Here is a 14,766-nt window from a genome sequence, read left to right on the forward strand (position 1 = left end):
TTTTTCCACAATTAAGACAAAGGAGCGTTTTTTATGCCCTACGTGAACATTAAAATCACCAATGAGGATGTCACCAAAGAGCAAAAACTGGCATTGATAAAAGGTGCCACCCAGCTTCTGGTGGATGTGCTCGGTAAAAATCCCGCCACCACGGTGGTGGTCATTGACGAGGTGGAAACGGACAACTGGGGCATAGGCGGTGAATGTGTCACTCAGTTGAGAAAACAGAAATAAGGAGCAGCAATGAGATTATTATTAAACATTCTCTGGTTTGTTTTTGGTGGCGGCGTGATTTCCTGGTTTTTATGGGTATTATTAGGCTGCCTGCTGTTTATCACCATTGTGGGCATTCCCTTTGCTTATGCTGCGTTCAGAATCGCAGGTTTTGCCGCCTTTCCCTTTGGAAAAGAGCTTGTGGACGCCAGGGAACTGGGGGATGAAAGAATTGCGGGCACCGGACTTGCCAATTTTTTATGGATCATTTTTGCCGGTATCTGGCTTGCCATTTCACATATTGTTGCGGGGGCAAGTCTTTGCTTGACCATCATCGGTATTCCCTTTGGATTTGCCCATTTCAGACTGGCGGCGGTGTGTTTTGCCCCACTTGGGAAAAAACCGGTGGAGATATAGCCAGCAGACCTTATTTTGATTCCCTGGAGGATCCATGGGGATCAAAAAACAGTAACGTGCCATTGGCATACAGTTCTGCGATTTCAATGGGTGCCCCTTTTTCATCCAAGGTCACCCGTCCGACGCCGCAGGCACTGATGAGTCTTCGTTTTTCTTTCCCCCTGGGAATGCGTTCATGGATGACCATGTCCCTTCTTTTGGTGAACCGGTTCAGGAGGGAATTTGGAGAATACATCACCTGATTAATGCGATCCAGCCATTTCAGCAGAAATTCGGGGAATTGATTTTTAATGCCGCTGGAGGTTATCTGCCATATGCCGGGGCAATTTTTTGTATACCGAAGCTCAACATCGTATGCAAAGGAGTAGTGGACATCCCCTGAAATGATAACATTGTATGATGCTGTTTTGGCATTTTTAAATATTTCCAGAAGGGTGTAGGCAGATTTTCTGTGGGACATCCAGTTCTCGGCGTCCACGGTGAGGGAGTAGCCAAATGTGGTAAATAGCCTCTGGATCAGTTCAATGAGTTTCACCCCGAATATGGGACCCGGTGCCACCAGCATTACGGCATTTTCTTTCATGAGCTTATGCTGGAGCTTCATCAGGGCTTCCCAGTCCAGAAGCCCCGAAGGACTGGAAGGGCTTCTATCCCTTTTCCATCGCCGGGTGCGGCTGTCCATCACTACCAGGTGGGGAAACAAAGGTACTTCATAGTGCCAGTGTTTGAATTGTAAAAGGGTCTCTATGAATTGATCATGACTTGTTTTATCCGGCTGTGTGAAGTATCGGGCCGCCGTGTCCATGAATTTCCGGGGGAAGCTGTCCGGGGCGTTTCCCCAGCCCTGGCACAAAAAGTAACCCATGAGCCCATTGCCGATGATTCGTTTGGTAAAAGGGTTGCCATAGGCCCGGGCCTCCCACCTGGCCGTGAGATTCCAGTCATCGGTGATATCATGATCATCAAATATCATATAGCTGGGAATGTGGGCCAGCAGCCGCTGGACCCGGGGCAGCCATTGTTTAAAAGACGCAATGCATTGGCGCTCTTTTTCGTAGATTGCTTTGAATTTTTCCTGGATCTGCGGGTAATCAAGCGTAATAAATTTCCACATTGCCGGGGACCAGACCAGTATATACATGGCCATCCATTCCCCAAAGGTGATCATGTGATTGTGGGCAAACCCCGACGAAAATATATGTTTGGCTCCGCCCCGGCGATACCAGCGCTTTCCCACCTTTGTTCTGGGTAAAATTTTTTTTCTTAAATAATAGCAGTGGGAACTGCCATAGAGGGCCTTGCCATCCTCCACCACGGCATCGTCAAAAATTTCATCATAAATGCCCAGATGTGCGATGACCTGATGAATGGCCCGGAGCATGGGGCCTGCCACATCATCGGCATAGATCTGATCCCCGGTGAGCATCAGCAGCGCCGGTCTTTCATCCATATCATCGATGGTTTTTTCAATGTGTCCATCCAACCCCACAAAGGCATCGTCACTGTCGTGGTGGGGTTTACGACAGGAGCCGTGGAAAAATTGCCTGATGTTCTGTCGAACCACAAAGGAGGGACGGGACTGCCCCGGGTAGGTGATGTGGGAAACCAGAGATGTCAGATGCTCTTTTCTATTTTCTTTAAAGATAACCATTTCATATTCAATCTTGCAGTCCGTGGGAAAAGGGGTGTCAAGATGGATATCTGCCAGATTCACCCAGGCATGGGAGCCGAACTGAAAGGATGTGTAATTCTCTTTAATAAGCTTTACAGATAAAAAAGGGGTGGGTTTCCCTGCATGGAAAAAAATTATTTCAGCTTTAACAGGGTGTGGAGAGATCCACCACAGCACCACACGGTCAGGGGTCACTCTTCGCAGTAAAGGGCCGCAGATGAAAAGAGGCAGTTCTTTTATGGGTGTCATAACGGTTTCGTCCTGATTGCCAAATTTTAAATCGGTTCTGAGTTTGGCCAAGGTATTGTTAAATTCCCTTGCGTTGAATAATGCCCATGGTGCTGTACACCAGCTGGGCTGCAGCAAAATCCGATGCGTGGTCCCCGGGTACGGGGGCCAGCTCCACCACATCAAACCCCAGCACCTTTTTTCCGGAGATGCTTTTTTCCAGCAGAGTGAGGGTGTCATGCCAGCTGATTCCCCCGGGTACCGGAGTTCCTGTGGCCCGGATCACCGAAGGGTCAAGGCCGTCCACATCCAGGGTGATATAAATGTGATCTGGAAAATCAGGGGGAAATAACTGCTCGGGCATGCCCAGAAGATGAAGATCCCGGGCATCAAAAAAGGAGATGTTTTGCTCCTGGCGAAATTGTTCCTCTTCCCGGCAAAGGGCACGAACCCCTATCTGTACCAGGGGAATGCCAAGGTCTTGGGTGGCCCGTCGCATGACACAGGCATGGCTTAAAGGGCTTCCCTCATAGCTTTCCCGGAGATCTGCATGGGCATCTATCTGGACAATGCCAAAGGAGGGGGAACCGGATTTTTTTAAAGCTTGCAGGGCCCCCAATGTCACGGTGTGTTCTCCGCCCAATATCACGGGCAGGGCATTAAAGGACAGGGTCCTTGTCACGGACTGTTTTATGCGATCCAGGATCTGTTCAACACTGCCTTTGCACACCACCGGGGGGGTGGTGTAAATGCCCCATTCAACGGGTAGAGAACGGCCGTCCCATGCTTCCAACTGTTGGGAGGCGTCAAGAATGGCCCGGGGTCCCCGGGCGGTCCCACCGCCGTAGGAAACAGACGTTTCCATGGGTATGGGGATGACATGGAACCGGGATCTTTTTTCATCCCGGATGGTTAATTCTGAATCAATAAAATCAGGGGTATTATTCATTTTTGTCCATCTGTTTTTACCACAACAGGGGCATTTCACGGCTTGTATAAAAACACGGTGAGTTTCGTCTTTGATTCATCCCGGTTGAATCCATGATAAACCAATTTTCACCAGTCATAGGTTCTCCGGTTTGACACCACATAATGTGTTTTTAGGGACTCAGAACTTATTGATTTACCATTTAATAATCTATGGTTGTTATTTTCCGTGAATGAGATCCCGAATAAACGGTAGATTAAAAACTGCTGACTCCCTTTATAAGAAAATAATTTTAAATATCATAATTTCAGACATATACACAATGGTAGAACCATTCGGATATTTTTATAATAGACTTTCATTATTTGTTGTGATGCAGCGCATCATGGCCGTTATATGAAATACTCCGCACACCGGGGTGTATTTCAAGTTGTGTTGTGGGCAGGCCGAGGCCAGAATAAGGTCTGCCCGCGGCAGTTATTTGAAATTGAAAATATTCCATGTGATATAAAAAATGAGAATTTCGGGCCCATGAGAGTCATTGAAATTGTGTTTTAAATCCAAAGTGTCTTTGTGGTTTTATTAAACGGCCATCAAGAGAGTCGGGACTTGAAATCTTCATAGCCAAATTGTTTTATAATTTCCGGGCACGTCCCATGCTCGGACAAAAGTGCGATGGCCGGTAGCTGAACTCCGTTAAAGGTGTTGGTTTTTACCATGGTGTAGATGGCCATATCTGTGAAAATAAGTTTATCCCCCACCTTAAGCGGCTCATCAAAGGCGTACTCCCCTGCCACATCTCCGGCCAGACAGGAAGGACCTCCGATGCGGCAGGTGTAAGGTTTTTTTCCGGGAGGGGCCGATCCCACAATGTGGGGACGGTATGGCATCTCCAGTACGTCGGGCATGTGGGCAGGCACCGATGCATCCATGATGGCAATGTCCATGTCCGCAGATACAATGTCCAGCACCGTTGCCACCAGAAAACCGGCATTCAGCGCAACGGCTTCTCCAGGCTCAAGCAACACCTCCTTGCCCCATTTTTTCTTGAATTCCTGAATTAATTTTACCAGCAGATCAATGTCATACCCCGGTCGGGTGATGTGGTGTCCTCCACCAAAATTAACGTAGTTCACCCTGGGGATAATATCTGAAAAACCCTCTTCAACCGCTTTGATGGTACGCTCCAGGCAATCTGCATCCTGTTCGCACAGGTTGTGCCAGTGAAGCCCTGTGATCTCTCCGGGAAAGTGTGGTGGAAACCCCTTCTTACGGATGCCCAGGCGGGAGCCCGGGGCACAGGGATCATATATGGGCACGGCCCCTTCGGAATGCTCCGGGTTGATGCGGATGCCAAGTTTTATGCAACGGCCGTTTTTACGGGTGAGATCCGCCACCAGGGGGGTGAAACGATTTACCTGGGCAAAGGAGTTAAACACCAGATGATCTGTGGTGGTGCACAGCTCCTGGATGTCATTGTGTGAATAGGCAGCTGCAAAGGTGTGCACCTCTTTGCCGAACTCTTCCCTTCCAAGCCTTGCCTCGTGGGGAGAACTTGCACAGATGCCGTCCAGGGTTTTTGAAAGCAGGGGAAAAACCCGGAACATGGCAAAGCATTTAAGGGCCAGGAGAATACGGCATCCGCTCTGCTCCCTGACAGATGCCAGTATTTCAAGGTTGTGCTTTAATGCCGATTCATCCACCACAAAGCAGGGGCTGGGAAGGGCCGTTGCATCCATTCCGGTGTGGAGACATTCAGTCATTAAAGTTCCACCGCTTTCCAGGGAAGTCCATGAATGTTCAATGCATCCATAAAGGGATCAGGATCAAATTGTTCCATGTGCCACACCCCTTTTTTGTGCCATTTTTTCTGGATCATGAGCATGGCACCGATCATGGCAGGTACCCCGGTGGTGTAGGAGATGGCCTGGGAGCCCACTTCTTTAAAGGCTGCTTCATGGCTGCAGATATTGTATACATACAGGGTTTTGGATTTTCCGTCTTTGATTCCCTTTAAAAGACACCCAATGCAGGTACGGCCCTGGGTGAGGGGACCAAGGGAGGCCGGTTCCGGCAGCACTTCCTTTAAAAACTGCAGGGGAACAATTTCTTGCCCCTTGTAATTGACAGGCTCAATGCCGGTCATGCCCACATTTTCAAGAACCTTGAGGTGGGTTAAATACTGTTGGGAAAAGGTCATCCAGAACCGGGCCCGTTTAAGGCCTTTAAGATGCATCACCAGGGATTCCAGTTCTTCATGGTACATGAGATAACACTTTTTACTCCCAATACCTTCGGGGAACTCATAATCCATGGACCATGCCAGGGGGTCGGTTTCCACCCATTCGCCGTGTTCCCAGTATCTGCCCCGCTGGGTAATTTCCCGGATATTGATTTCCGGGTTGAAGTTGGTGGCAAAATGCTGGCCGTGGTCCCCGGCATTGCAGTCAATGATATCAAGGGTGTGAATCTCATCAAAATGGTGTTTCTGGGCCCAGGCACAGAAAACATTGGTCACCCCGGGATCAAATCCCGAACCCAGCAGGGCCATGATTCCCTTGTCTTCAAATTTCTGCCGGTAGGCCCACTGCCACTTATATTCAAATTTTGCTTCATTGGGGGGTTCGTAGTTGGCCGTATCCAGATAGTCCACGCCGGTGGCAAGGCAGGCATCCATTAGGGGAAGATCCTGGTAGGGCAGGGCCAGATTCACCACCACATCGGGTCGCATCTTTTCAATAAAGGCGATGGTGTCTTGTACATTATCCACATCCAGACGGGCGGTGGTGATTTTTTTTCCAGTGCGTTTAAGCACTTCATGGGCAATGGCATCACATTTGGACAGGGTGCGGCTGGCCAGTACAATATCCGTAAATATATCAGATAGCCCGGCGCATTTATGGGTGGTGACACTGCCCACGCCACCGGCCCCGATGATTAATACCTTTGACATTTTTATTCTCCCAGGGTGGTTTTGATCCCAAAGCGGAAATATTACCCCACCCTTTTTTGTGTTTTTTTTTATATGAAATACTCCGCAAACCGGGGAGTATTTCTAACTTTGTTGTGGGCGGAACCGAATCAGAAGACGGTCCGCCCGTAGCGGTTATATACAATGCAGCCTCCAAGGCAAGCTAAGGCAGAGCCGCCCCCCCGATGGGCAATAGGAACCGGACAATTGAGCTGTCTACAGTTCCGGTCCGGGACCATTGCCCATCGGGGGGGTGGCGGTATAGTACCATTTGGCTCCGCGTCTACGATCCTATATTCGTTGTGTTCGCCAGGAGATGCCTGTTTATATGAAATACTCCGCAAATCAGGGGTGTATTTCAAGCTTTATTGTGGGCGGAACGAGATCAGAATACGGTCTGCCCATGGCAGTTATACTGAATTTTAAAAGTTTGATCATTATGATGACAGGTTCAGAGTCTGCTCCTTTTTATCTTTCAAAATAGGTGTAACCCCGGAGGCCCATTTCATAGGCCTGCATGATCTCCCGGCGCTCCTGGGGGGTTATATTGCCGTTTCGCACGGCCTTTTCTGCGGTTTTTCTGAAACGGACAATGAGGTTCTTAGGGTCATACTCCACATAGGAGAGAATGTCTGCCACACTGTCTCCCTCCAGCTCTCCCACAAATTCATACTCACCGTTTTCAAGGACCCTTACCGTTACCACATTGGTGTCCCCCAGAAGGTTGTGAAGATCCCCCAGGGTTTCCTGATAGGCCCCCACCAGAAAGGTTCCCAGATAATACTCTTCGCCGTTTTTGAGTTCATGCAGGGGCAGGAAGCGTTTCACCTCTTTACGATCAATGAAGCGGTCTATTTTACCGTCGCAGTCACAGGTTATGTCGGCAATGATTCCCTTGCGGGTGGGTTTTTCATTGAGTCTGTGAATGGGCATCACCGGAAAGAGCTGATCAATGGCCCAGGCATCGGGCAGGGACTGAAACACGCTGAAATTGCAGTAGTAAATATCTGACAGCACCCTTTCAATATCGGCAATTTCCGGTGCCACATGCTTTAATTCCCCGGCCAGTCGTGCCACTTCATTGATGGTGGTCCAGAAGATTTTTTCTGCCAGGGAGCGCTCCCTGAGGGATATTTTACCGTGGTTGAACATTTGGCGAACTTCGTCCCGGTAGTAGATGATATCATTGAAACACTCCTGCATATTGCGGATGGATAACTCCTGCAGGGAGTCATACATATTCCGGATCTGGGCCGGGCAGGTGTCCGGCAGTATTTCCGGCAGGGGCTCCGGCTGGAACCGGGTGACGTCCAGAACATTGAAAATCAGCATGGAATAATAGGCCACAAGTGCCCTTCCCGATTCGGTTATGATGGTGGGATGGGGGATATTCACCTCGTCAAGGGAGGTCATCACCGCTTCAATAATATCTGTGCAGTACTCGTTCAAGGTGTAATTGCGGCTGCTTAAAAAATTGGATTGGGAACCGTCATAGTCAACGGCAAGACCGCCCCCCAGATCCAGGTACTGGACATTGGCGCCTTCCATGGCAAGACCGGCATAGACCCTGCACGCCTCATTTACGGCGGTTCTGATTTCACGAATATTGGATATCTGGGACCCCAGGTGGTAGTGCACCATCTGTAGACAATCCAGCATGCCCTCCCGGGAAAGCAGATCCACGGCTTCAATCATCTGGGTGGTGTTAAGGCCAAAAATGCTTCTCTCTCCACCGGACTCCCCCCAATGTCCCCCGGCCTGGGCCGCAAGTTTGATGCGAATACCCAAAAGGGGGGTGGCCCCCAGGGCTCTGGAGCGTTGGATGATCAAAGGCAGCTCACTGGGCATTTCCACCACCAGAATACATTTATACCCGATTTTGGAGGCATAGAGCCCAAGATCAATGAACTCCTGATCTTTATATCCGTTACAGATCAACAGGGCGTTTTTATCCGTGAGCATGCCCATGGCCGCCACCAGCTCTGCTTTACTGCCCGCCTCCAGTCCATGGTGGTACCGGGAGCCAAAGTGGGTGATGGCTTCTATGACCTGCTGCTGCTGGTTCACCTTGATGGGGTAGGCTCCCATGAATTTTCCCTGGTAGTGCAGCACTTCCATGGCATGGGTGAAGCAATTGTTCAATGCTGCAATCTGGGAATCCAAAATATTTTCAATGCGTAACAGAACAGGCATGTCCAGGCCGCGCTCCCGGATGCCCTCCACAATCTCTTTTATGCTCACGGCCCGTTTTTTTTTGCCCGGTGCGGGCATGACCATGAGATCACCGTTGTCGGCAATGTGGAAATAACCGCCACTCCACTCATCTACACCGTAAGTGTCGGTGGATTTGGTTGTATTCCAGCGTTCCAGGGTATGATTCACAAAAAAACTCCCGTTAAAAATAGGCAAAGCGCGTTCATCATCTTGCTATAACTGCCACGGGCAGAGTGTATTCCGGGGCGGCTCTGCCTTAGCTTGCCTTGTATATAAAAAAAACATGGTTCATTTGTTTGGATTAAGTGGCTATATACAATGGAGGGCACTTCAGGTAAAGAATTTTTTGTCAATTGAGCGGGAGTGTGCTGTCATGCCTGCATCGTTGTTGTGGGCAGGGCAGCCAGAATAAGGTCCACCCGTGGCACTTTTATCTGAAACACTCCGCAAACCGGGGGTGTATTTCAAGTTTTGTTGTGGGCAGAAGCGGGTCAGAATAAGGTCTGCCCGTGGCAGTTATATGATGGATTTTCATCGTTGCAATATTATTGGAATTGCTGGAACAAGGAAGGGAAAGGGCATACGGCGACTTATTGTTGTGGGGAGGGAAAACGGGAAGCCGCGCCCAACGGCTTCCCGATCGCCAGTTACTGCATGGGTGAAGCAGTGTTACATGGCAGTTTCCGGGTGGAATACATTGACCTCTTTGAGATCATCACCCAGATATTCCCTTTCATTGGGACCCAAAATCCCGAGAGAAAGGGCAATTAAGGACCACAGATGAACCACGGGGTAGTTGCCGCCGTAATGTTCACTGAGTTCATGGATTTGTGCATGGCAGTTGTGGCAGGCAGCGATGCAATAGTCTGCACCGGTGGCCTTGATCTGATCGTCTTTGGTTTTTCCATAGATCAGACGTTCGTCCTTGAATCCTGACTGGAGAAAACCGCCACCGCCGCCGCAGCAGAAGTTATTGGATTTGTTGGGGGTCATGTCCACAAAATTTTCTTCCCCGACAACGGATTTAACCACAAAACGCAGATCATCGGCAATGGCATCACCATAGCTTTTTCGGACAATCTGGCAGGGATCCTGGACCGTGAACTTGATTTTCAAGTCTTTGTTCCAGTCTGAGTTGACCTTTAAACGGCCCTCTCTGATCCATTTTGCATAATATTCATAGATGTTTTTTACTTCAAAGTCGTGTTTGATGTCGAATTTTTTCAGTCCGGCCCGGACTGAGTATGTTACGTGCCCTCACTCGGTGTTGAGGAACGTTTTGCACCCCAGCTTTGTGGCCTGATTGGCTGTTGTTGTGGTGATGTGTTTCCAGGCATCATCATCTGCCAGGAACATACAGTAGTTCTCTCCGGCCCATCCTTCGCTGCCGTAGGTCCAGTCAACGCCTGCCAGGTGGAGAATCTTCCAAAGGGGGATCAGCTCATCGGGCTCGGTCACCGGTTCTCTGGAGTTCTGGTTCAGAAAAAATTCTGCGCCTTCTTTGTCAATGGGGGCCTGCATTTCGGCAAATTCGGGCTGTGCCTCCTGGTACTCCTCCAGTACATCCTCCACAACAAAGACAAAATCATCCGGGGCTGTTCCCATGGCGCTGGTGCTGGCATTTCTAAGGGCCATGTCGCAGGAACCCAGTATTCCTTTGGGGCGTTCTTCCCTGGGCCGCAGGGCCCGGGCATTGAAGACCAGCTGGGGAATATCAATTTCCATGGGACAGACATGGACACAGCGCATGCACATGGTGCACATCCAGGGCCAGTCTGATGCCGCAATTTCATCATCCATGCCCAAAGCTGCCATGCGCAGGAATTTTCTGGGGTCCATGCCGGTGAGACCCGTTGCCGGGCAGCCTGAAGAACAGGCACCGCAGGTGAGGCACAGATTTAAATTGCCGCCGTCGGGCAATATCTCTTTTACCTTGTCCATAAAGGTGGTGCGTTTTTTGTTACTCAATTTAATTGCAGGTTCGCTCAATATTTTCCCTCCTGATTTGTGATGGAAAAGACTTCTCAGGATCTCTTCTCAGATAAAATCCATCTCCAGTACCTTTAAATATCCGGAATACTAAAAGCATAAAATGTGCCATGATTGATGTGAGAATCCTTTTTTGAATAATACTTTTTTATCAAGAGGTTAAAGTAAAATAAGAAACGAGGGCTATCTTTTAAAAGGTTGCTTTTTTGCGACTCATTGTGTCATACCGTCTCGCAAATGCACTTGTTTTTGCAAAAAACAGGTGACATTTTCCATGAAATCCTTTACCACTGAATGGCGGGGTCGGTTCGTATATCCATTATCCATAAAAAAAGGACAGACCCGGATGATCACGCTTATAACCATTCATGTGCAAGAAAAGCATGGCACGGGTGTGAATTGCCGGACAAGGGATAATCATCTTGTCAACGTCCCTTCCTGAATCAGATATTCAGAAGGGGACTCCTTGGCCAAGAGTTGAAATGTTTCAGATGGATGACGGTGGGCACATTAATATTTTGATTTAAAATTTTATGGACAGTTAATAATGACAAAGCAGTATGCAGAGACTCTTTTTGATCGGAGTACCACTGAGACGATTCTGGAAAGTATTTCTGACGGTGTTTTCACCGTGGATCAGGAGTGGAAGATCATGTCCTTTAACAGGGCCGCAGAGGAGATCACCGGTGTGAACGCCCGGGAAGCCATTGGCAAAAAATGCTGGCAGGTGTTTCGCTCCAATATGTGTGAAGGAGAGTGCGCCTTGAAAAAAACAATGAAGGAAGGAAAAGACTTTGTGAGCTCTGCCACCCACATTACCCGTAAGGATGGAGGGCAGGTTCCCATAACTGTCTCCACCTCTCTGTTAAAGGATCATGACGGAATGGTGCTGGGGGGGGTGGAAACCTTCCGGGACCACACCCATGTGGAGGAATTGAGAAAAAAGCTGTCTGATTCCTGGCAGGTGGGGGATATCATCAGTCGGTGTCCAGCCATAAAGGAAATTTTTAATATCCTTCCCCAGATATCTGAAAGTGACAGTACTGTGGTGATTGGGGGAGAAACCGGTACAGGGAAAGAACTCATGGCAAAGGCCATCCACGCCCTGAGCCATCGAAAGGATGAGCCCTTTGTGGCCATTAACTGCGGTGCATTGCCCGACTCTCTGCTGGAATCGGAACTCTTTGGATATAAGGCCGGGGCCTTTACCCATGCCATAAAAGATAAACCGGGACTATTTTCCCAGGCCCGGGGGGGCACTGTTTTTCTGGATGAAATAGGGGATACCAGTCCGGCTTTCCAGGTGAGGTTGCTCCGGGTGCTGGAGGCCCGGGAGTTCCAGCCGCTGGGGGGGATTAAAAAAGAAACGGCTGATGTCCGCATCATTTCGGCATCCAACAAAAATCTGGAAGAGATGGTGGCAGATAATCGCTTTCGCCAGGACCTTTACTATCGCCTTAATGTGGTGCAGCTGAACCTTCCTCCTTTACGGGAGCGCATGGAAGATATCCCGCTGCTGGTGGACCATTTTATTTTCCGCCTCAACGCCCTGCGGGGAAAATCCGTGCGGGGGGTGGATCAAAAGGCCCTTGCCCTTCTCATGGCACACACATTCCCCGGCAATGTCAGGGAACTTGAAAATATCATTGAACACGCTTTTGTTCTTTGCAGTGACGGGGACATACAGGTGGAACACCTTCCTGGAAATCTGGCTTTCCCCGCTCTTGGACAGAAGGGTCAGAACCATTCCTGGGATCCTGTAAAATCCGCTGAATTCAGTGTGATCATGACAGCGTTGGAGCAAAACAATTACAATCGTAAAGCGGCAGCCCAATCCTTGGGAATGCACAAGAGTACTCTTTTCAGAAAAATAAACCGGCTGGGGATCACCCTGCCCAATGTGGATGGACGATCCAGACACCGGCCATAACTCTCATGTCCCGGACAGGGGTGACGCATGGCATCTGAAATCATTTTACTCATTGACGTGAAAAAAGAGGAGGCCGGTTTGATAAAAGGCTTGATCTCTTCCTTTGAAATAAAGGTGCGTTCCCTTGAATGGGAACGTATTTTGGAATGTGGTGATATTTTCCGGGATAAACCTGTCTGTCTGGTGATACTTCAGGTGGACCACAGCCATGGACGGCAATTTCGAAAATTGCGCTGGATACGACGACATTTATTAAAACCGGTACCGGTGCTGGTGATGTTGCCTGGAGAGGCATCCATGCACACCGCATCCTATGTCAAGGCCGGTGCAGATGATTATTGTCTGCTGCCCCTCCACCAAGGACGATTTGCCGTTCGATTTCTTGTGCTTCTGGAGTGTGGCCAGGCCATGGTGCATGCCGCTGTTCCCGGGCACGGAGACATTGATTCTGGCCCCCCGGGGGATGCTGAGGTGTGGCATCGTGTTGTGGGATTTCTCCGGGAAGGGCTTTCCTTTTTTACTCCGGGGTATCAGGTGTCCGGGAAAAATACCCAGCCCATATTTAATCGATGGGAGCGGGTGGAAAATCTGGGTGTCGGCGGGGATGGCGTGGTGTGGAAGGTGCGTGAAATTGAAACCGGTAATGTGGCTGTGGCCAAAATTCCCCACAACCGGGAAATGAATATCAGCTCTTTAAGGGCTGCTGCCATTTTAAAACGGTTGATACACCATCCCAATGTGGTGCATCTCATTGAGGTGGTCAAAGATGAAGATCGATTTGTTTTGATCCAGGAATATGTGGCCGGTGAGACATTGAGTCACCTCCTTGGAGCAGGTGTGGATGCCCTTCAAAAAGAGGATATATTTCTTCAACTGCTCTCTGTCACTGCCTATGCCCACCACCACAGTGTGATGCATCGGGATATCAAGCCGGATAATATTATTATCACCCCCACAGGCAACCTGAAACTGCTTGATTTCGGTATTGCCGAGGATCTGGTGTGGCAGGATGGAATAAGTACCACCGAGGGAACCCTTGATTTTATGCCCCCGGAACAGTTTGCGGGCAAAAGCAGCCTGGCAACAGATGTGTGGGCGCTGGGTATTATTCTTTATCTTCTGTCTGTCAACCGCCTGCCTTTTTGCCACGATAACCGTTATTTTCCCATGGATATCTCCATGGAGATGAATGTCACCCCACCGCTGGACATTAATCCAGCTCTCTCTCCTGATTTAAATCGCATCATTATGACTTGTCTTGAGGTTTCTCTGGAAAAACGGTATGCCAGTGCCCTGGCACTGCTTGAGGATCTTTCCCGCACCTTTCCCCGTTTTGGCCGGGAAGGTGTTTTTTCTGAATGATTTTTTTCCAGTGAATAATTAAGGACGTCATAATTTTTTTGATTTTCCATTTATTAAATCCAGATTATTGTATTTTATGGATTAGATCCCGGCTAAACGGTAAATTGTTGCCGGTGAGCGGCTCCCGGGGTGATAATGCCGCAGGTCCATGAATATCGCCCCATTCAATATCCTTGCCCGGCATTATCTAAAATATCGATTTGTAATAATGAATTTTCCAATGTATTTTATTTTGGCATTCTTCATATGATTGTCACGGGCCGACCTTGTTTTTAAGTCAGTCTGCCATAACAAACTATGAGAATCTATCCGGTTTACCTGGATTTTTTTGTAAACGGGCATGGCTTGACGGACATAACGAATATAGGGTCGTAGACGCGGAGCCAAATGGTATTATACCGCCGCCCCCCCCTGATGGGCAATGGTCCCGGAGCGGAACTGTAGGCAGCTCAATTGTCCGGTTCCTATTGCCCATCGGGGGGGGCGGCTCTGCCTTAGCTTGCCTTGGAGGCTGCATTGTATATAAACCGCCACGGGCGGACCGTATTCTGATCCGGCTCTGCCCACAACAAAGCTTGAAATACGCCCCTGATTTGCGAAGTATTTCATATAAACCCACATGGCTGTAACCACCAGCCACAACGAACAATGAAAAAGTAGTTGCTGTGAGCACCCAGCACCTAATACCCAGCACCTGCTTTTTCATATAAAAAAAATATCCGTTTGATTGTGCATTAACCCAAAGCATATCAGCGAATTACAAGGATCACTCATGAACATTTTCCCCATAACCCGTTGACGTAGGTGCTGCTTTGCTGCCCGTGCCGGTGGCTGCTGCACAG

Annotated in this window: 13 protein-coding genes; 6 read left to right on the plus strand and 7 right to left on the minus strand. The window is 49.1% G+C overall.

From position 1 onward, the window contains the following. Positions 1-33 precede the first annotated feature (33 nt). Together B9A32_RS17735 and B9A32_RS17740 are read left to right on the plus strand one after the other, a co-directional pair. Complete coding sequence (locus tag B9A32_RS17735; protein WP_084071303.1) at positions 34-234, plus strand: 2-hydroxymuconate tautomerase family protein; 201 nt, start codon at positions 34-36, stop codon at positions 232-234. A 9-nt stretch (positions 235-243) separates the two neighbouring features. Continuing rightward, positions 244-630, plus strand: a complete 387-nt coding sequence (locus B9A32_RS17740) for a YccF domain-containing protein (RefSeq protein ID WP_084071304.1) — start codon at positions 244-246, stop codon at positions 628-630. Between the two features lie 10 nt (positions 631-640). Here B9A32_RS17740 and B9A32_RS17745 read toward each other — a convergent pair whose 3' ends face one another. Together B9A32_RS17745 and speB are read right to left on the minus strand one after the other, a co-directional pair. Continuing rightward, the gene (locus tag B9A32_RS17745; protein WP_139795880.1) at positions 641-2,551 is read right to left on the minus strand and encodes a metallophosphoesterase family protein; all 1,911 of its coding nucleotides are present in this window, start codon (positions 2,549-2,551) and stop codon (positions 641-643) included. Positions 2,552-2,609: 58 nt separating this feature from the next. Continuing rightward, the gene (speB, locus tag B9A32_RS17750; protein WP_084071306.1) at positions 2,610-3,479 is read right to left on the minus strand and encodes an agmatinase; all 870 of its coding nucleotides are present in this window, start codon (positions 3,477-3,479) and stop codon (positions 2,610-2,612) included. 375 nt (positions 3,480-3,854) lie between these two features. Between speB and B9A32_RS21930 the strand changes: the two genes are divergently transcribed. After that, positions 3,855-4,016 carry a hypothetical protein gene (locus tag B9A32_RS21930; protein ID WP_212637998.1) on the plus strand — a complete coding sequence of 54 codons (162 nt, stop codon included), beginning with the start codon at positions 3,855-3,857 and terminating at the stop codon, positions 4,014-4,016. 35 nt (positions 4,017-4,051) lie between these two features. Here the strand turns inward: B9A32_RS21930 and nspC are convergent, their stop codons facing one another. Next, positions 4,052-5,221, minus strand: a complete 1,170-nt coding sequence (gene nspC / locus B9A32_RS17755; protein WP_084071307.1) for a carboxynorspermidine decarboxylase — start codon at positions 5,219-5,221, stop codon at positions 4,052-4,054. Then, positions 5,221-6,411 (minus strand): saccharopine dehydrogenase family protein, encoded by a 1,191-nt coding sequence (locus B9A32_RS17760; protein ID WP_084071308.1) that lies wholly within the window; start codon positions 6,409-6,411, stop codon positions 5,221-5,223. The genes nspC and B9A32_RS17760 overlap by 1 nt, the downstream gene beginning before the upstream one ends. 346 nt (positions 6,412-6,757) lie before the next feature. On the opposite strand from B9A32_RS17760, the gene B9A32_RS21425 reads away from it, so the two are divergent. Continuing rightward, entirely contained in the window at positions 6,758-6,913 is a 156-nt protein-coding gene (locus tag B9A32_RS21425; protein WP_170923892.1) for a hypothetical protein, read from the plus strand. Here B9A32_RS21425 and speA read toward each other — a convergent pair. Together speA and B9A32_RS17770 are read right to left on the minus strand one after the other, a co-directional pair. Next, a complete protein-coding gene (gene speA / locus B9A32_RS17765; protein WP_084071309.1) occupies positions 6,898-8,811 on the minus strand; it encodes a biosynthetic arginine decarboxylase in 1,914 nt (637 codons plus the stop codon). The two genes, B9A32_RS21425 and speA, sit on opposite strands and share 16 nt — an antisense overlap. Positions 8,812-9,312: 501 nt before the next feature. Further along, entirely contained in the window at positions 9,313-10,632 is a 1,320-nt protein-coding gene (locus B9A32_RS17770; RefSeq protein ID WP_084071310.1) for a (Fe-S)-binding protein, read from the minus strand. A gap of 547 nt (positions 10,633-11,179) precedes the next feature. Between B9A32_RS17770 and B9A32_RS17775 the strand changes: the two genes are divergently transcribed. Both B9A32_RS17775 and B9A32_RS17780 read left to right on the plus strand, forming a co-directional pair. Beyond that, on the plus strand, positions 11,180-12,562 hold the full coding sequence (locus tag B9A32_RS17775; RefSeq protein WP_084071311.1) for a sigma-54 interaction domain-containing protein: 1,383 nt from the start codon (positions 11,180-11,182) through the stop codon (positions 12,560-12,562). 27 nt (positions 12,563-12,589) lie between these two features. Beyond that, a complete protein-coding gene (locus tag B9A32_RS17780; RefSeq protein WP_084071312.1) occupies positions 12,590-13,924 on the plus strand; it encodes a serine/threonine protein kinase in 1,335 nt (444 codons plus the stop codon). 393 nt (positions 13,925-14,317) lie between these two features. Here the strand turns inward: B9A32_RS17780 and B9A32_RS21935 are convergent, their stop codons facing one another. After that, positions 14,318-14,533 carry a hypothetical protein gene (locus B9A32_RS21935; protein ID WP_212637999.1) on the minus strand — a complete coding sequence of 72 codons (216 nt, stop codon included), beginning with the start codon at positions 14,531-14,533 and terminating at the stop codon, positions 14,318-14,320. Positions 14,534-14,766: the final 233 nt, after the last annotated feature.

The sequence above is a fragment of the Desulfocicer vacuolatum DSM 3385 genome (assembly GCF_900176365.1).
In the GTDB taxonomy this organism is placed as follows: Bacteria; Desulfobacterota; Desulfobacteria; order Desulfobacterales; family Desulfobacteraceae; genus Desulfocicer; species Desulfocicer vacuolatum.